Origin of the sequence: Henriciella pelagia (assembly GCF_002088945.1) — a bacterium.
Lineage (GTDB): Bacteria > Pseudomonadota > Alphaproteobacteria > Caulobacterales > Hyphomonadaceae > Henriciella > Henriciella pelagia.
This window is the reverse complement of the sequence record NZ_NCSU01000007.1, coordinates 983,543-997,633: the sequence shown is the minus strand read 5'-3', so window position 1 is coordinate 997,633 and position 14,091 is coordinate 983,543. Positions and strand designations below refer to the sequence as shown.

Annotated in this window: 16 protein-coding genes; 11 read left to right on the top strand and 5 right to left on the bottom strand. The window is 60.9% G+C overall.

The genetic code is table 11. The features are described from left to right. Positions 1–129: 129 nt before the first annotated feature. Genes B8746_RS07620 through B8746_RS07580 form a run of 9 tightly spaced genes read left to right on the top strand, consistent with a single transcriptional unit; the run spans position 130 to position 8,177 of the window. On the top strand, positions 130–1,107 hold the full coding sequence (locus B8746_RS07620) for an ArsR/SmtB family transcription factor (RefSeq protein ID WP_084393021.1): 978 nt from the start codon (positions 130–132) through the stop codon (positions 1,105–1,107). Beyond that, the gene (gene metF / locus B8746_RS07615; protein WP_084393020.1) at positions 1,104–2,018 is read left to right on the top strand and encodes a methylenetetrahydrofolate reductase [NAD(P)H]; all 915 of its coding nucleotides are present in this window, start codon (positions 1,104–1,106) and stop codon (positions 2,016–2,018) included. Before B8746_RS07620 ends, metF begins: the two co-directional genes overlap by 4 nt. Next, on the top strand, positions 2,018–2,452 hold the full coding sequence (locus B8746_RS07610) for a VOC family protein (RefSeq protein ID WP_084393019.1): 435 nt from the start codon (positions 2,018–2,020) through the stop codon (positions 2,450–2,452). The genes metF and B8746_RS07610 overlap by 1 nt, the downstream gene beginning before the upstream one ends. Continuing rightward, positions 2,449–3,513 (top strand): homocysteine S-methyltransferase family protein, encoded by a 1,065-nt coding sequence (locus B8746_RS07605; protein ID WP_084393018.1) that lies wholly within the window; start codon positions 2,449–2,451, stop codon positions 3,511–3,513. Before B8746_RS07610 ends, B8746_RS07605 begins: the two co-directional genes overlap by 4 nt. Next, positions 3,510–4,127 carry a LysE family translocator gene (locus B8746_RS07600; RefSeq protein ID WP_084393017.1) on the top strand — a complete coding sequence of 206 codons (618 nt, stop codon included), beginning with the start codon at positions 3,510–3,512 and terminating at the stop codon, positions 4,125–4,127. The genes B8746_RS07605 and B8746_RS07600 overlap by 4 nt, the downstream gene beginning before the upstream one ends. An 11-nt stretch (positions 4,128–4,138) precedes the next feature. Continuing rightward, positions 4,139–4,699 (top strand): pyridoxamine 5'-phosphate oxidase family protein, encoded by a 561-nt coding sequence (locus tag B8746_RS07595; RefSeq protein ID WP_084393016.1) that lies wholly within the window; start codon positions 4,139–4,141, stop codon positions 4,697–4,699. Positions 4,700–4,743: 44 nt separating this feature from the next. Beyond that, positions 4,744–5,148: a hypothetical protein gene (locus B8746_RS07590; protein ID WP_143434550.1), complete on the top strand. Its 405-nt coding sequence runs from the start codon at positions 4,744–4,746 to the stop codon at positions 5,146–5,148. Between the two features lies 1 nt (position 5,149). After that, positions 5,150–7,786, top strand: a complete 2,637-nt coding sequence (gene metH / locus B8746_RS07585; RefSeq protein WP_084393014.1) for a methionine synthase — start codon at positions 5,150–5,152, stop codon at positions 7,784–7,786. A gap of 4 nt (positions 7,787–7,790) precedes the next feature. Next, entirely contained in the window at positions 7,791–8,177 is a 387-nt protein-coding gene (locus B8746_RS07580; protein WP_084393013.1) for a VOC family protein, read from the top strand. Positions 8,178–8,183: 6 nt separating this feature from the next. Here B8746_RS07580 and yghU read toward each other — a convergent pair whose 3' ends face one another. Continuing rightward, positions 8,184–9,056, bottom strand: coding sequence for a glutathione-dependent disulfide-bond oxidoreductase (gene yghU / locus B8746_RS07575; RefSeq protein WP_084393171.1), 873 nt, complete (start codon positions 9,054–9,056; stop codon positions 8,184–8,186). 98 nt (positions 9,057–9,154) lie between these two features. Next, complete coding sequence (locus tag B8746_RS07570; RefSeq protein ID WP_084393012.1) at positions 9,155–10,009, bottom strand: Rossmann-fold NAD(P)-binding domain-containing protein; 855 nt, start codon at positions 10,007–10,009, stop codon at positions 9,155–9,157. 64 nt (positions 10,010–10,073) lie between these two features. On the opposite strand from B8746_RS07570, the gene B8746_RS07565 reads away from it, so the two are divergent. Together B8746_RS07565 and B8746_RS17240 are read left to right on the top strand one after the other, a co-directional pair. Next, positions 10,074–10,724, top strand: coding sequence for a tetratricopeptide repeat protein (locus tag B8746_RS07565; protein WP_084393011.1), 651 nt, complete (start codon positions 10,074–10,076; stop codon positions 10,722–10,724). Positions 10,725–10,794: 70 nt separating this feature from the next. Beyond that, positions 10,795–11,460: a hypothetical protein gene (locus B8746_RS17240; protein WP_198943710.1), complete on the top strand. Its 666-nt coding sequence runs from the start codon at positions 10,795–10,797 to the stop codon at positions 11,458–11,460. Here the strand turns inward: B8746_RS17240 and mtgA are convergent. The 3 genes from mtgA to B8746_RS07545 are packed head-to-tail and all read right to left on the bottom strand — an operon-like array spanning position 11,457 to position 14,017. After that, on the bottom strand, positions 11,457–12,233 hold the full coding sequence (gene mtgA / locus B8746_RS07555; protein WP_084393009.1) for a monofunctional biosynthetic peptidoglycan transglycosylase: 777 nt from the start codon (positions 12,231–12,233) through the stop codon (positions 11,457–11,459). The two genes, B8746_RS17240 and mtgA, sit on opposite strands and share 4 nt — an antisense overlap. Beyond that, a complete protein-coding gene (gene queG / locus B8746_RS07550) occupies positions 12,215–13,342 on the bottom strand; it encodes a tRNA epoxyqueuosine(34) reductase QueG (protein WP_084393008.1) in 1,128 nt (375 codons plus the stop codon). Before queG ends, mtgA begins: the two co-directional genes overlap by 19 nt. After that, entirely contained in the window at positions 13,343–14,017 is a 675-nt protein-coding gene (locus tag B8746_RS07545; protein WP_084393007.1) for a glutathione S-transferase family protein, read from the bottom strand. Positions 14,018–14,091 lie beyond the last annotated feature (74 nt).

Here is a 14,091-nt window from a genome sequence, read left to right as displayed (position 1 = left end):
TGCAAGCAGCAGACCGCTTTCAACTTACTTTCGGGTGAATAAAACTCATTCGGATACCAAGTGGATTCAGGGCAACACTTCGGTGACGAACGCCTTGCATATCATATAAATGAATGTTTATATGATTATATGGGTACGAGTTCGGACAAGATTGTTGATGCATTGAGGGCCGCGGGTGAGCCGACCAGGCTGCGCATCCTGGCCTTGCTGCGCCATGGTGAACTCGCTGTCGGCGAACTCGTGGCCGTCCTCGGGCAGAGCCAGCCGCGTCTCTCACACCATCTGAAAACCCTTACAGCAGCTGGGCTCACCGAACGCCAGCCTGAAGGTGCCTGGGTCTTCTACCGCCTGCCCGCCTCAGGCTGGGCCAGAACACTGATCGAAAGCCTGTTCGAACAGATCGACCTGGAACAGGGCGATTTTCCCAAGGACGGGGCAAGGCTGGATTCGGTTCGCGACGCGCGCCGGTCATCGGCCGACGATTTCTTCAGCTCGATCGCGCCGGACTGGGACCGGCTGCGCGCCATGCACTATCCCGACGACCTGATCGAGGCCGCCATCCTGAAAATGGCCGGCCCCGGCCCGTTCAACCGCATTGTCGATCTCGGCACCGGCACCGGCAGGATGCTCGCCCTTCTGGGGGACCGGGCCCGCGATGTCGAAGGGCTCGACCTGTCCCACCAGATGTTGCAGCTCGCCCGCGCGAAGCTGTCGGAAGCCGGCGTCAGCCATGCGAGGCTACGGCAGGGCGATGCGACCGCAACGCCTTTCGACACTGCCAGCGCCGACATCGTCATCGTGCATCAGGTGCTGCATTACCTGGAAGATCCCGAACGCCTCCTGGCCGAAGCCAGCCGCATCCTCATGCCCGGCGGCCGACTCATCATCGTTGATTTCGCCCAGCATGATCACGAATTCATGCGCGAGGAGTTCGGCCATCGCCGACTTGGGATTCGCAATGACAATATGGAGAGCTGGGCCGAACGGGCCGGCCTCGTCCTCAGCCAGCCGGTGCGCTTCGAGCCACCGAAACAACTTGAACGTGGGATTGCCGTCCAGATCTGGTCGGCGACCAAGCCAGTAGACAAGAAGGAGGTCGCCGCATGAGCGATCTGTCCATAGCCGCCCGCCAGTCGAGCAAACGACCGCGCGTCTCGTTCGAATTCTTCCCGCCAAAGAATGAGACGATGGACGAGCGACTCTGGGAGTGCGTGCGCCGGCTCGAACCGATGCAGCCGGATTTTGTCTCCGTTACCTATGGCGCCGGAGGGTCCACGCGTGAGCGCACGCAGGCAACAGTTGCGCGGATTGCCAGCCAGACAACGCTCGTGCCGGCCGCACACCTCACCTGCGTCAGCGCGACCCGGGAAGAAGTACTGCAGACGGCGGAAGACTATTGGGAAGCGGGCGTGCGCCACATCGTGGCACTGCGCGGCGATTCCCCGAATGGCATGGGCGAAGAATGGGTCGAGACTCCCGGCGGCTTCAGGACCGTCATCGAGCTTATCGAGAACCTTCGCGCTCACCGGCCGGACCTCGGCAAGGTATTCGAAGTGTCGGTGGCCTGTTATCCCGAGCCCCATCCTGACAGCCGCGGCTGGGACTTCGATCTTGCCCACCTGAAAGCCAAGCAGGACGCCGGTGCCGACCGCGCCATCACGCAGTTCTTCTTCGAGCCGCAGATCTATTTCGAATTCCTGGACCGCGCCCGCTCGGCCGGGATCACGATGCCTATTGTCCCCGGCATCATGCTTCAGCCGAACTTCAACGGCCTCAGGAAAATCGCTGGCCTCTGCCAGGCCACCCTGCCGGACTGGCTGCACCAGCTCTATGAGGGCCTCGATGATGATGCCGATACGCGCGACCTGATCACCGCCAACGTTGCCGCAGAGCTCTGTCACAAGCTCGCAGATGGCGGCGTGACGCAATTCCACTTCTACACGCTCAACCGCGCCAATCTTGCCTTGTCGACCTGCCACCTGCTCGGCCTGAAACCGGCCAAGGCGGAGGCAGCCTGATGACCGACAATCCGATCCACATCACCCTTGTCACACTGGGGGTGGATGATGTTCAGGCTTCGGCGGCCTTCTATGAAAGGCTCGGCCTGAAACGCTCCTCAGCCTCGCAGGAAGAGGTTGCCTTCTTTGACATGGGCGGCCTCGCCTTTGGCCTGTTCGGACGCGAAAGCCTGGCGCTCGATGCTGGCGTTCCGGCCGGTGGCACAGGCTTCAACAGCTTCTCTCTCGCCTGGAACCAGCCCGATACCGCGTCTGTCGACGCCGCAATTGAGCGTGCTATCGAAGCAGGCGCGACACTCGTGAAAGCCGCTGAAAAGGTTTTCTGGGGCGGCTATTCCGGCTATTTCGCAGATCCGGATGGCCACCTCTGGGAAGTCGCCCACAATCCCTTTTCACCGCTTCGCGAGAATGGAAGCATGGAGCTGCCAGAATGACCGACCGCCAGACCCGCATCGCCGCCCTCAAGGCCGCTGCAAAAGACCGCATCCTGATCTTTGACGGCTCCTGGGGCGCCATGTTCCAGCGCAAGGGGCTGACGGAAGATGACTTCCAGTCAGACAGATACAGCCTTCCGGGTGAACAGAAGGGCAATAATGACATCCTCTGTCTGACGCGTCCGGACATCGTGCGCGAACTTCATGACGCCTATTACGAAGCCGGCGCCGACATCTCCGAGACAAACACCTTCTCCGCCACCACCATCGCGCAGGATGACTACAAGCTCGACGTAGAGACCGTCCGCCAGCTCAATCTGGAAGGCGCGCGTATCGGACGCGAAGCCGCCAATGCCTGGACGGCGAAGACACCGGACAAGCCGCGCTTTCTTGCAGGGTCCATAGGCCCGCTCAACAAGATGCTGTCCATGTCGGCCGACGTGAACGATCCGGGCGCGCGCTCCGTCACCTTTGATGAGGTTTACCAAGCCTATCGCCAGCAGGTGCAGGCCCTGAATGAAGGCGGTGTTGATCTCTATCTCATTGAGACGATCACCGACACGCTCAACTGCAAGGCCTGCATCAAGGCGATCCTCGATCTTGAAGCCGAAGGCATGGAAAAGCTGCCGATCTGGATTTCCGGCACGATTACGGACCGGTCAGGCCGCACACTGTCCGGCCAGACCGTCGAGGCGTTCTGGAACTCGGTGCGCCACGCCAAGCCTTTTGCCATTGGCCTCAATTGCGCGCTTGGTGCGAATCTGATGCGCCCGCACATTGCAGAGCTTTCGCGCCTCGCCAACACGCTGGTCGCCGCCTATCCAAATGCCGGCCTGCCAAATGAGATGGGTGAGTATGACGAGACGCCGGGCCAGACGTCCGGGGCGCTGAACGGCTGGGCGAAAGACGGAATCGTCAATATTCTCGGTGGCTGCTGTGGCACCACGCCAGACCATATTGCGGCCATTGCGAAGTCGGTCGAAGGCCTGAAGCCGCGCCAGCCCGCAGAGCCCCGCACCCGCATGCGCCTCGCCGGCCTTGAATCCTTCGAAGCAGCATGACCTTCGCCGAGCTTGTGCCGTTTCTGGTCGCAAGCCTCGCCATCGAACTTACGCCTGGACCGAACATGTTCTACGTCGCCTTGCTCAGCGCTCAACATGGCCGCCTTGTCGGTGTGGCAACGATTGCCGGCGTGGCGCTCGGCTTGCTGATCATTGGCATTCTCGCCCTTCTGGGCGTGTCTGCCCTGGTGGCCGAGAACCGGGCGGCCTATGAGATCATTCGCTGGACCGGCGTTGCCTATCTTCTCTGGCTTGCATGGGACACCTGGCGCGACAGTGAAATCGATGAGGTTTCCGGCCATGATCGCGGCCTGCTGATCGAGAGCTTCTGGCGCGGGGTTGTGGTCAATGTGCTCAACCCGAAAGCCTTCCTGTTCTATATGACCGTGCTACCGTCCTTCGTTCCGCAGGACGATTTCGGCATCCGGACAAATCTTTTTTTGACGTTGCTCTATGTCAGCATCGCAACCCTGGTGCATTTTGCCATCGTGGTCGGCGCGGGGTCGGCCGCAGGATTTATCCAGCAGCCGGAACGACGCCGTGCACTCGGCCGTATATTCGCCGCGCTGCTGGTCGGGGTGGCCATCTGGGTCGCGATGAAAACGGCGCTTTGAGGAGAAGACGAATGGGCAAGACCTACAATAAACTGACCGACAAGCTGATCGATTTCATCAAGGCACAGAAAATGTTCTTCGTGGCGACCGCGCCGCGATCCGATGACGGTCACGTCAATGTCAGCCCCAAGGGCTATGACAGCCTGGTCGTCATCGATGAGGAAACTGTGGCCTGGCTGGACCTTGGCGGCTCCGGCATCGAAACAATGGCCCATCTGAAGGAAAACGGACGGATCACCATCATGTTCTGCGCCTTTGAAGGGCCTGCGAACATCGTGCGCCTCTATGGAAAGGGCGAAGCGGTGCAGTTCGACGATCCACGCTTTCCGGAACTCCTGAAGCTTTTCCCCGCTTTCGAGAAGGCCCGCGCCATCGTGACGGTGAAACTCGACCGCGTCTCCGACAGCTGCGGCTGGGGCGTACCCTTCTACGACTTCAAGGGCGAACGCGACCAGCTCAAGCGCACCTGGGACCACGCCTACGAAAAGCACGGCGACGCCGTCGATGAAAAGTTCTTCGAGTCGAATGCGGAGAGCATCGACGGCTTGCCGGGCATGACCCGCAGCGTCTAATCCCGATACGTTTCGCCTTACCGATGAATCCAGCCGATGTTCAAATGACTATTGAGACCAATATCTTGCCCTCTGTTCGCCTTATGACGGTGATCGAGCAGTCTGAGGCCCAAGGCATCTACAACCGCGACTGGCGTGCGCACGTTCGGATTTTCGACCCGGTCATGACTGCGGTACTCGACCCGACACTGCAGGAGGCCGACAGGAGCGCAGTTGTTGCCTTGCAGGCCCGCCTCAACCAACATTTTGCCGTGCGAAAAGCGGCAGGAGATGTGTTCACACTGAAGCAATCCCAAGTCTTCAGAATGTGTAGCAAAGCGTCATCCTATTTACGAAAATTGCGCCCTAAACCTGACTTCCGAATTTCTCACTCCCTGATCGACAAGGAGCGCCGCCTTCTTGCGAAAGATTGGCAATACCTCAGACGATCAGCTGGACTAGAAAGCTAATATGACCTCCAACGCCTCCCAGAACTTCATCAATATCGGTGAACGCACCAACGTCACCGGCTCAGCCAGATTCCGGAACCTCATCAAGGCGGGCGATTATCCCGCCGCTGTCGAGGTCGCACGCCAGCAAGTCGAGAATGGCGCGCAGATCATCGATGTGAACATGGATGAAGGCATGCTCGACGGCGCCGAGGCGATGACGACCTTCCTCAACCTTATTGCCGCTGAGCCAGATATTGCCCGCGTGCCGGTCATGGTCGACAGCTCCAAATGGGAGGTTATCGAAGCCGGCCTGAAATGCGTGCAGGGCAAGGCCGTCGTCAACTCCATCTCGCTCAAGGAAGGCGAAGCGCAATTCCTCGAGCAGGCGCGGAAAGTCCTCTCCTACGGCGCGGCAACGGTCGTGATGGCCTTCGACGAGGTCGGCCAGGCAGACACGGCAGACCGCAAATACGAGATCTGTGAGCGCGCCTACAAGCTGTTGACCGAAAAAGTCGGCTTCCCGGCCGAGGATATTATCTTCGACCCGAACATATTCGCCGTCGCGACCGGGATCGACGAGCACAACAATTACGCCGTCGACTTCATCGAGGCGACGAAGCGCATCCGCGAGAACCTGCCCGGCTGCCACGTCTCCGGCGGGCTCTCCAACGTCTCGTTCAGCTTCCGCGGCAATGAGGCTGTCCGCCGAGCCATGCACTCGGTCTTCCTGTACCACGCCATCCCGGCAGGTCTCGACATGGCCATCGTCAATGCCGGCCAGCTCGACATCTATGACGATATCGACCCGGAGCTGCGCACCCGCGTCGAGGACGTCATCCTCAACCGCCGCCCTGACGCCACCGAACGCCTTGTCGACATTGCCGAACAGTATCGCGGCCAGAAGGGCAAGACGCAGGAGAAGGACACCAAATGGCGCGAGCTGCCCGTCGGCAAGCGCCTCGAACACGCTCTTGTCCACGGCATCACGGAATTCATCGTCGAGGACACGGAAGAAGCACGTCTGTCGGTGGAACGCCCGTTGCACGTCATTGAAGGCCCGCTCATGGACGGCATGAATGTCGTCGGCGACCTCTTCGGCGCAGGCAAGATGTTCCTGCCGCAGGTGGTCAAATCCGCCCGCGTCATGAAAGCCGCCGTCGCACACCTCACCCCCTTCATGGAGAAGGAGAAGGAAGAGCTAGGCACGGTCGACCAGTCGAACGGCAAGGTGCTGCTCGCCACGGTGAAAGGCGACGTTCACGATATCGGCAAGAACATTGTCGGCGTCGTGCTCGGCTGTAACGGCTATGACATCGTCGACCTCGGCGTCATGGTCCCCGCCGAGACAATCCTCGAAACGGCCATCAAGGAAAATGTCGACATGATCGGTCTTTCCGGCCTGATCACGCCAAGCCTCGACGAGATGGTGTTCGTTGCCGCAGAAATGCAGCGTCAGGGCATCAACATGCCGCTCCTGATTGGCGGCGCGACCACCTCGCCCGTCCACACGGCGGTCAAGATCGAGCCGGCCATGAAGACCGCGCCGGTCATCCATGTCAGCGATGCGAGCCGCGCCGTCGGTGTTGTCTCGGCGCTGATGAACACGGACGACCGCGAAACGCTCTGGGGCGCGACAAAAGCACGATATGACCGTATCCGCGAGAGCCGATCAGGCGGGCCGCCAACACCGCGCCTGCCCATCGAGGAGGCCCGCCAGAAAGACTTCACCGCCAACGAGGCCTCAGCCCCTGCCCCGACCTTCACTGGCACGCGCACCTTTACCGATTTCGATCTCGCACACCTCGCCCGCTACATTGACTGGACGCCTTACTTCTCAAGCTGGGACCTTGCCGGTCGCTATCCGCAAATCCTCGAAGACGAGATCATTGGCGAAGCCGCCTCTGACCTCTGGCGCGACACACAGACCATGATGCAGCGTCTCGTCGGCGAAGCCTGGTTCAAGCCAAAGGCCGTCATCGGCTTCTGGGAAGCGGCAAGGAATGGCGACGATATCAGGCTCGCAACCGGCGACACGCTGCACACGCTCCGCCAGCAAATGGTGAAGACCAATCAACGCCCGAACTTCGCCCTGTCGGATTTTGTTGCCGCCAGCGGCGACCATATCGGCGCGTTCTGCGTCACGTCCGGTCCCGAAGCAGACGCGATCGCGAAGGACTTCAAGGAGAAGGGCGATGATTATTCCGCCATCATGGTCCAGGCGCTGGCGGACCGCTTCGCCGAAGCCATGGCCGAATACATGCACGAAAAAGTGCGCAAGGAACTCTGGGGATACGCCGCAGATGAAGCCTTCGACAATGAGGCGCTGATCAAGGAAAAGTATCGCGGCATCCGCCCCGCCCCCGGCTATCCGGCCCAGCCTGACCACACCGAAAAAGAGACCATCTTCAAACTGCTCGATGCCGAGAAAGAAATCGGCGTCTCGCTCACGTCAAGTTTCGCGATGAGCCCGGCGCCATCGGTCTCAGGCCTCTACTTTGCGCATCCCGAAAGCGTCTATTTCGCCGTCGGCCGCATCGAACGCGACCAGGTCGCCGACTATGCCGCGCGCAAGGGCTGGGATCAGCGCACCGCCGAACGCTGGCTCGCCCCGATCCTCAATTACGACCCGTTCGCGGTTGAGGGTGAGGCGGCTTAGACTCATGCCCCGGCTTGCCGCTTTGACGATCATCGTTCCGGACTATGACGAGGCGATCGATTATTTTACCAGCGCGCTGGGCTTCGCTCTGCTCGAAGACACACGATTGAATGAGAGCAAGAGATGGGTTCGCGTCGCCCCGCCCGGCGCAGAAACGGCGATCCTCCTGGCCCAACCGAAAAATGAGAAAGAGTGCGCTGCAATCGGCCATCAGACTGGAGGCCGCGTTGGCTTCTTTCTTGAGACCGATGACTTTGACCGCGACCATGCGCGGATGACCGCCGCAGGCGTAACGTTCGAGGAGTCTCCTCGCACCGAACCGTACGGGAAGGTCGCCGTTTTCCGCGATGCCTTCGGCAATCTCTGGGATTTGATCGAGCCGCGCCGATAAGGAGCGTTACTCCGCCGCTTCCACCTTATCCTGCGTCTTCATATCGAAGTCGCTGGCGTCATGGCGTTCGCGGAGTTGTGAGCTCGGGTCGCCGAATGTCCGGTTCACCATCCGGCCACGCTTCACCGCCTCGCGCTGGCCGACCTGATCGGTCCAGCGGATGACGTTCTTGTATTCGTGCACCTGCAGGAACTCTCCGGCGTCGTAGATGATGCCCTTGGCCATCGCGCCATACCACGGCCAGATCGCCATGTCGGCGATGGAATACTCGTCGCCCGCCATATATTCACGCTCCGCCAGGTTGCGGTCGAGCACATCCATCTGGCGCTTCACTTCCATGGCGAAGCGATTGATCGGATACTCATATTTCTCTGGCGCATAGGCATAGAAGTGGCCGAAACCGCCGCCGAGATAGGGCGCCGACCCCATCTGCCAGAACAGCCAGTTCATCGCCTCGGTCCGCTTGTGGTGGTCTTCCGGCAGGAACGCGCCAAACTTGTTGGCGAGGTAGACGAGGATGGACCCGCTCTCGAAAACGCGTATCACCGGATCGGTCGTGTGGTCGGCCATGACCGGGATCTTGGAGTTCGGATTGAGCTCGACATAGCCAGAGCTGAACTGGTCGCCTTCGCCGATATTGATCAGCCAGGCATCATATTCAGCGCCTGAATGACCGGCCGCCAGAAGCTCCTCCAGCATGATGGTGACTTTCACACCGTTCGGCGTACCCAGCGAATAAAGCTGCAGCGGATGCTTGCCGACCGGAAGATCCTTGTCATGCGTCGGCCCGGCAATCGGTCGGTTGATATTGGCAAAGCGGCCCCCGCTTTCCTTGTCCCAGGTCCAGACTTTTGGCGGGGTATATGTCGGGTCACTCATTGTCAGGTCCAATCTTGCTGTTTTGCCGTTTCTTTGCACACAGAGGTAAGAGGCGTCACCTCGGCGTCAATCAGATCACCGCCACGTGAAGCCAGATATCAGTTATTCTCAGCCCTGAAGATCGCGCTCAGCCCTTCGCGATAGGTCGGATGGGCTGGGCGCCACCCCGTCGCGGCCTTGAGCCTTGCATTCGGAACGCGTTTGCATTCGGCATAGAAGCTTTTCGCCATTTCGCTGACATCGGCGGTTTCCAGATCAACGAAGACAGGGACCGCCGCGCCGATGAGCTCTGCCGCAAAAACCATCACATCCTGCGGCGGGGCCGGCTCGTCGTCACAGAGGTTGAACGGACCGGAAAGATGCGGCCGGTCAATCAGCGCCTTCAGGCCTGAGGCCAGATCCTCGACATGGATGCGCGAGAAGACCTGTCCCTGCTTGACGACCTGCTCCTGCTTGCCTTCGCGCACCTTGTCCAGCTGCGAACGTCCCGGCCCATAAATGCCGGGCAGGCGTATTAGCCTCGTATCGGCGCGCGCGCCGAGCCACTGGCGTTCGGCAAGGACGCGGCGTTCACCCCGCTTCGAGCCGGGATTGACCGGTAACCATTCAAATGCCCAGCCGCCCTCCAGATCCCCATAGACGCCAGTTGTCGAAAGATAAGTGATGCTCGCCGCGCCTGCCGCCTGACCGCCCACAAGATCAAAGCCCGGACAGCCCTTGTCGCCGGGCGGTGTTGAGATGACCCAATGGCTGTCCTGCCCGGCTGCGCGCAGTCCCGCCGTATCACTTGTCAGCACTGGCGAGATGCCATCTTCTTTCAGCCTAGCGGCCTTTTCCTCGCTGCGCGCCGTGCCGAAGACCTGCCAGCCGCCTTCGCGTTGGCAGAGGTCCGCCAGCGCCCGCGCCGAATAGCCAGGGCCGATCAAAAGCAGTTTGCGTGACTGATCTGTCATTTGCGTGTGTCACAACCTCTCTGTACCGCTTCAATGTGTAGAGTTTCCGAGGGGTTTTTAAAGGATGAGCCTGCTTGCCGTCGCGCTTGGTATCTTGCCCATGAGCCAGTCAGCCGTTTCCGATATCCAGGGCGCCGAACAGCTACGCCTCAATAAATGTATTGAGCTCATCGATCAGGATGCCGAAGCGGCCTTCGAGGAAAGCCTCGCCTGGCTCGGCGAAGGCGGACGACCGGCCGCGCGCTACTGCAATGCCCTCGCGATCATCGCCATGGGCAATTACAAGGAAGGTGCCGCCCGGCTTGAGGAGCTTGCAAACGCACCAGATGCGGGCGCACTTGCAGACCGGGCCATCTACTTGGCCCAGGCGGGCAATGCCTGGCTGACGGCTGGCTACCCCGAAGCTGCCCTCGTCACACTCGACAATGCCGTGAAGATTTCCGGCGACGACGCTGACGTCCGTATCGACCGTGCATCTGCCAACCTGATGCTCGAGAGATGGGACGCGGCGATTGAAGACCTTGATTTCGCGCTGGAGCAGAAGCCCAACGACGTCACAGCCCTCCAGCTTCGCAGCCGCACATGGCTGCAGCTGGAGAATTTCGACAATGCCGAAGCTGACCTCAACCGTGCGATGCTGATCGATGGCAAGAATATTGAAACCCTGGTCCTTCGTGGAGACATCAGGGAAGCAAAGAGGCTTGCAGGCGGATAAGCCCGCCCCGGCAACGGGCGCCCACGCGCGCCTGCGCCAGAGCTGGCCCCTGCTCGTTTCGATTTTCGGAGTGAACCTCCCGCTCCTGGGATTGCTTGGCCTGATGTCCGGCCATGCCGGCCGAAACGAGCTGGCGGTGATTGTGCCGATCACGCTCGTCGAATTGCCGGAGCGGCAGGAGCCCGAACCAGAACCAGAGCCAGAACCTGCCCCTCCGCCGCAGACCGTGGCGCCGGCGCCTGAACGCCCTGCACCGCCATCTCCGCAGCCAGAACCGTCCGAAACCGACCGGCCGACCCTTCAGTCACCCATTCTCGCCGCTCCGGGAGAAACCGCTGACGCCGTCTTGCCTCAGGCTGGTGCTGACACCGACGCGGAAGAGACGACACCCGCACTGCGTCAGCCAGCTGAGCAGGCCATCACAGCCCTGCAGGCGTTTCGCTGCAACCGGCTTGGCGCAGACCGCCCCGTCGACTGTCCGGACGTTGAAGACGCAATCCTGCCGGTCACCAAGCCCGCATTCGCCGAAGAGCCAGACATGAAGCCGAAGGCATGGGCTGACTTTGAGGTGCCGCAGCAGGATCTCGCGCTCGCGCGTCTCCTTGCCGAAGGCTGTCCCCCGAATGATGGCGTGATCAATGACGTCTTCGTGCCGACCGACAATCCCTACCTGCAAGGCGCGGGCAGCATGACCGGCAGTCTCAGCGCCAATAGCGCCGCCCCGGAATGCGGCTAGGGCTGCTGGCGCGCCTTCCACTTTTCAGGCTCGAGCACGCAGTCATCGAGACCTTCATTGGCAACCACGCGCATGCGCGCCTGAAGCGTACCTGCCCGCCCACTGACATACGGCCCCGGCGGATCGACCCGCCATTTGTGAGGATTGGGCAGAACCGCCGCCAGAAGCGCAGCTTCCCGTTCCGTCAGATCGGCAGCACGCTTGCCAAACCGGATACGCGACGCGGCTTCAGCGCCGAAAATGCCATCGCCCCACTCAATCGTGTTGAGATAGTTTTCCATCACGCGGCGCTTGCCCCACATGCCATCAATGAACAGCGCGAACCACGCTTCGCCGCCCTTGCGGACATAGCCGCCGCCATTCCAGAAAAAGACATTCTTCGAGGTCTGCTGGGTGATCGTCGATGCACCGCGCAGCCGGCCGCCCCGCTCGCGTTCTTCGACAGCCTTCTGAACGGCTTCGAAGTCGATCCCATCATGCTGGCAGAAGCGCGCATCTTCTGCGGCGATCACCGCTGTCACGAGATGCGGAGAGATGCGATCGAGCGGCATGATGATCCGGCGAAACTCATGCCCCCCCAGTGTCCGCTCCATCATCGTGATCGAGCCCGGCACAGGCACCCATTTCAGCGAGATGGCATAGACATGCGCCAGCACGAAAATGAGCAGGGCGATCTTTATAAGCCGCCACACCCAGCGCAGCACGAACCGCAGCGGCTGCACTTTCGAGCGGCTCTCTTCATATCTCGTATCGGTTACGGCGTCCGGACCCATTCGTCCCTCACCCCTTCATCAGCTTCGCTGGCTTCGCGGGCCTGTCTTTCCACCTCGAACCGGGCCTTATCAAGGCAGGACAGCGCCCAGACAGCGGCGCCGCGAACGACCGGATCAGGATCATCAAGATGGGGCAGGACCGACCCTTCGACCAGTCCGGCGTCCCCGCTATTGCCTATCGCAATAAGGGTGTTGCGCATCATCCGGTTCCGTCCGGTCCGCTTGATGGGAGAGCCGGAAAATACTTCGCGAAACGCAGCATCATCCAGCGCAGCAAGATCAGCGAGCTCAGGCAGCTTCAGTTCCGCCCGCGCCCAGAGCTTCTGCTCTGTTGAATGGCTGGCGAACTTGTTCCACGGGCATACCGCCAGACAGTCATCACAGCCATAGATGCGGTTGCCCATCGGACGGCGAAACTCCACAGGGATCGGCCCGGCATGCTCGATGGTCAGATATGAGATGCAGCGGCGCGCATCGAGCTGGTAGGGCGCGGGAAAGGCATCGGTCGGGCAGATGTCCAGACAGGCCCGGCACGAGCCGCAATGATCCTGCTCCGCCGCGTCAGGCTGTAGGTCGGCCGTCGTCAGGATCGCGCCAAGAAAGAACCAGCTGCCGAGCTCACGACTGACAAGGTTTGTATGCTTGCCCTGCCAGCCGAGCCCTGCCTTCTCCGCCAGCGGCTTTTCCATCAGCGGCGCGGTATCGACAAATACCTTCACCTCTGCCCCGCTCATCTGGGCAAAACTTCGCGCCAGCTGTTTCAGTCGCTTCTTGATAAGGTCATGATAGTCGCCGCCACGCGCATAGACCGAAATATTGCCGTGCGCCTTGAGATCGAGCTGCGACAGCGGATCAGTGTCCGGACCGTAATTCACGGCCAGCATGATGGCAGACTTCGCATCCGGCCACATTGCGGTCGGTGCCTTGCGGCGGTGCAGCGTCGTCTCCATCCACGCCATCTCGCCATGCCGGCCTTCGGCAACGAAATGTTCCAGCCGGTCGCCCGCCGGCCACGCCTCATCGGCGCGGCATATCCTGCAGTCTGAAAATCCGAGCGCGCCCGCAGCCTCCTTCAGCTGCGTTTCAAGGCTCGCGGGCGTGTCCGGCATCTAGAAATCCAGGTCGGCATAGTGTTTCGCCGGCCGCGTGCCATCCACCTTGTCATTCAGCAGGGGACGGAAACTCGGACGCGACTTGATCCTGGAATACCAGGCCTTGAGGTCTGGCGTTACGTCCCAGGGCACATCCCCGAAATAGTCATAGGCCGACAGGTGCGCTGCAATGGAAAGGTCCGCCATCGTCAGGGCGCGGCCAGCCATGTAGGCGCGCGTCTCGGCAAGACCGTTCAGGAAGGTCATCTTGCTTTTCAGGGCGTGCACACCGGCCCGCAGGGACGCGGTGTCGGTGTCGCTTGAGCGACGCACCCACTGATTGACCCGTTCGGTCAGCAGCGTCGCATTGACCTCGGCAAAGCTGTCCTCGCTCCAGCGCCACAGGCGGCGTGCTTCGGCGCATTCATTCGCCACGAAGGGAAGCAGCCTCGGATTGGGGTGCGCCTTTTCCAGGTACTCGCAGATGGCATGCGTCCCGATGGCGGTCGTCTTGACCTCCGCAGACGTGTCGACAAGCGCAGGCGCAATCGCGCCCGGTGCCATTGCGATAAGTTCGTCCGGCAGCGACCAGGGCACCGAAATGCATTCCTGCATGGCGCAGCCCTTTTCGCCCAGTACGAGACGCACCGTTCTTGCCAGAGGATCGATTGGCCAATGCCACAGCCGTTTCATATATTCACACCTATAAGGCCGAAATCACCCGATTGCGACCGCAACGGCACAAGGATTTTGCGAATTGCACCCAT

Coding starts and splice junctions, on each gene's coding strand:
- queG (WP_084393008.1), bottom strand. CDS start 13,342: ATGCCGGACACGCCCGCGAGCCTTGAAACGCAGCTGAAGGAGGCTGCG.
- metH (WP_084393014.1), top strand. CDS start 5,150: ATGACCTCCAACGCCTCCCAGAACTTCATCAATATCGGTGAACGCACC.
- B8746_RS07580 (WP_084393013.1), top strand. CDS start 7,791: ATGCCCCGGCTTGCCGCTTTGACGATCATCGTTCCGGACTATGACGAG.
- B8746_RS07605 (WP_084393018.1), top strand. CDS start 2,449: ATGACCGACCGCCAGACCCGCATCGCCGCCCTCAAGGCCGCTGCAAAA.
- B8746_RS07610 (WP_084393019.1), top strand. CDS start 2,018: ATGACCGACAATCCGATCCACATCACCCTTGTCACACTGGGGGTGGAT.
- B8746_RS07600 (WP_084393017.1), top strand. CDS start 3,510: ATGACCTTCGCCGAGCTTGTGCCGTTTCTGGTCGCAAGCCTCGCCATC.
- B8746_RS07545 (WP_084393007.1), bottom strand. CDS start 14,017: ATGAAACGGCTGTGGCATTGGCCAATCGATCCTCTGGCAAGAACGGTG.
- B8746_RS07590 (WP_143434550.1), top strand. CDS start 4,744: ATGACTATTGAGACCAATATCTTGCCCTCTGTTCGCCTTATGACGGTG.
- yghU (WP_084393171.1), bottom strand. CDS start 9,056: ATGAGTGACCCGACATATACCCCGCCAAAAGTCTGGACCTGGGACAAG.
- B8746_RS07570 (WP_084393012.1), bottom strand. CDS start 10,009: ATGACAGATCAGTCACGCAAACTGCTTTTGATCGGCCCTGGCTATTCG.
- mtgA (WP_084393009.1), bottom strand. CDS start 12,233: ATGGGTCCGGACGCCGTAACCGATACGAGATATGAAGAGAGCCGCTCG.
- B8746_RS07565 (WP_084393011.1), top strand. CDS start 10,074: ATGAGCCTGCTTGCCGTCGCGCTTGGTATCTTGCCCATGAGCCAGTCA.
- B8746_RS07620 (WP_084393021.1), top strand. CDS start 130: ATGGGTACGAGTTCGGACAAGATTGTTGATGCATTGAGGGCCGCGGGT.
- B8746_RS07595 (WP_084393016.1), top strand. CDS start 4,139: ATGGGCAAGACCTACAATAAACTGACCGACAAGCTGATCGATTTCATC.
- metF (WP_084393020.1), top strand. CDS start 1,104: ATGAGCGATCTGTCCATAGCCGCCCGCCAGTCGAGCAAACGACCGCGC.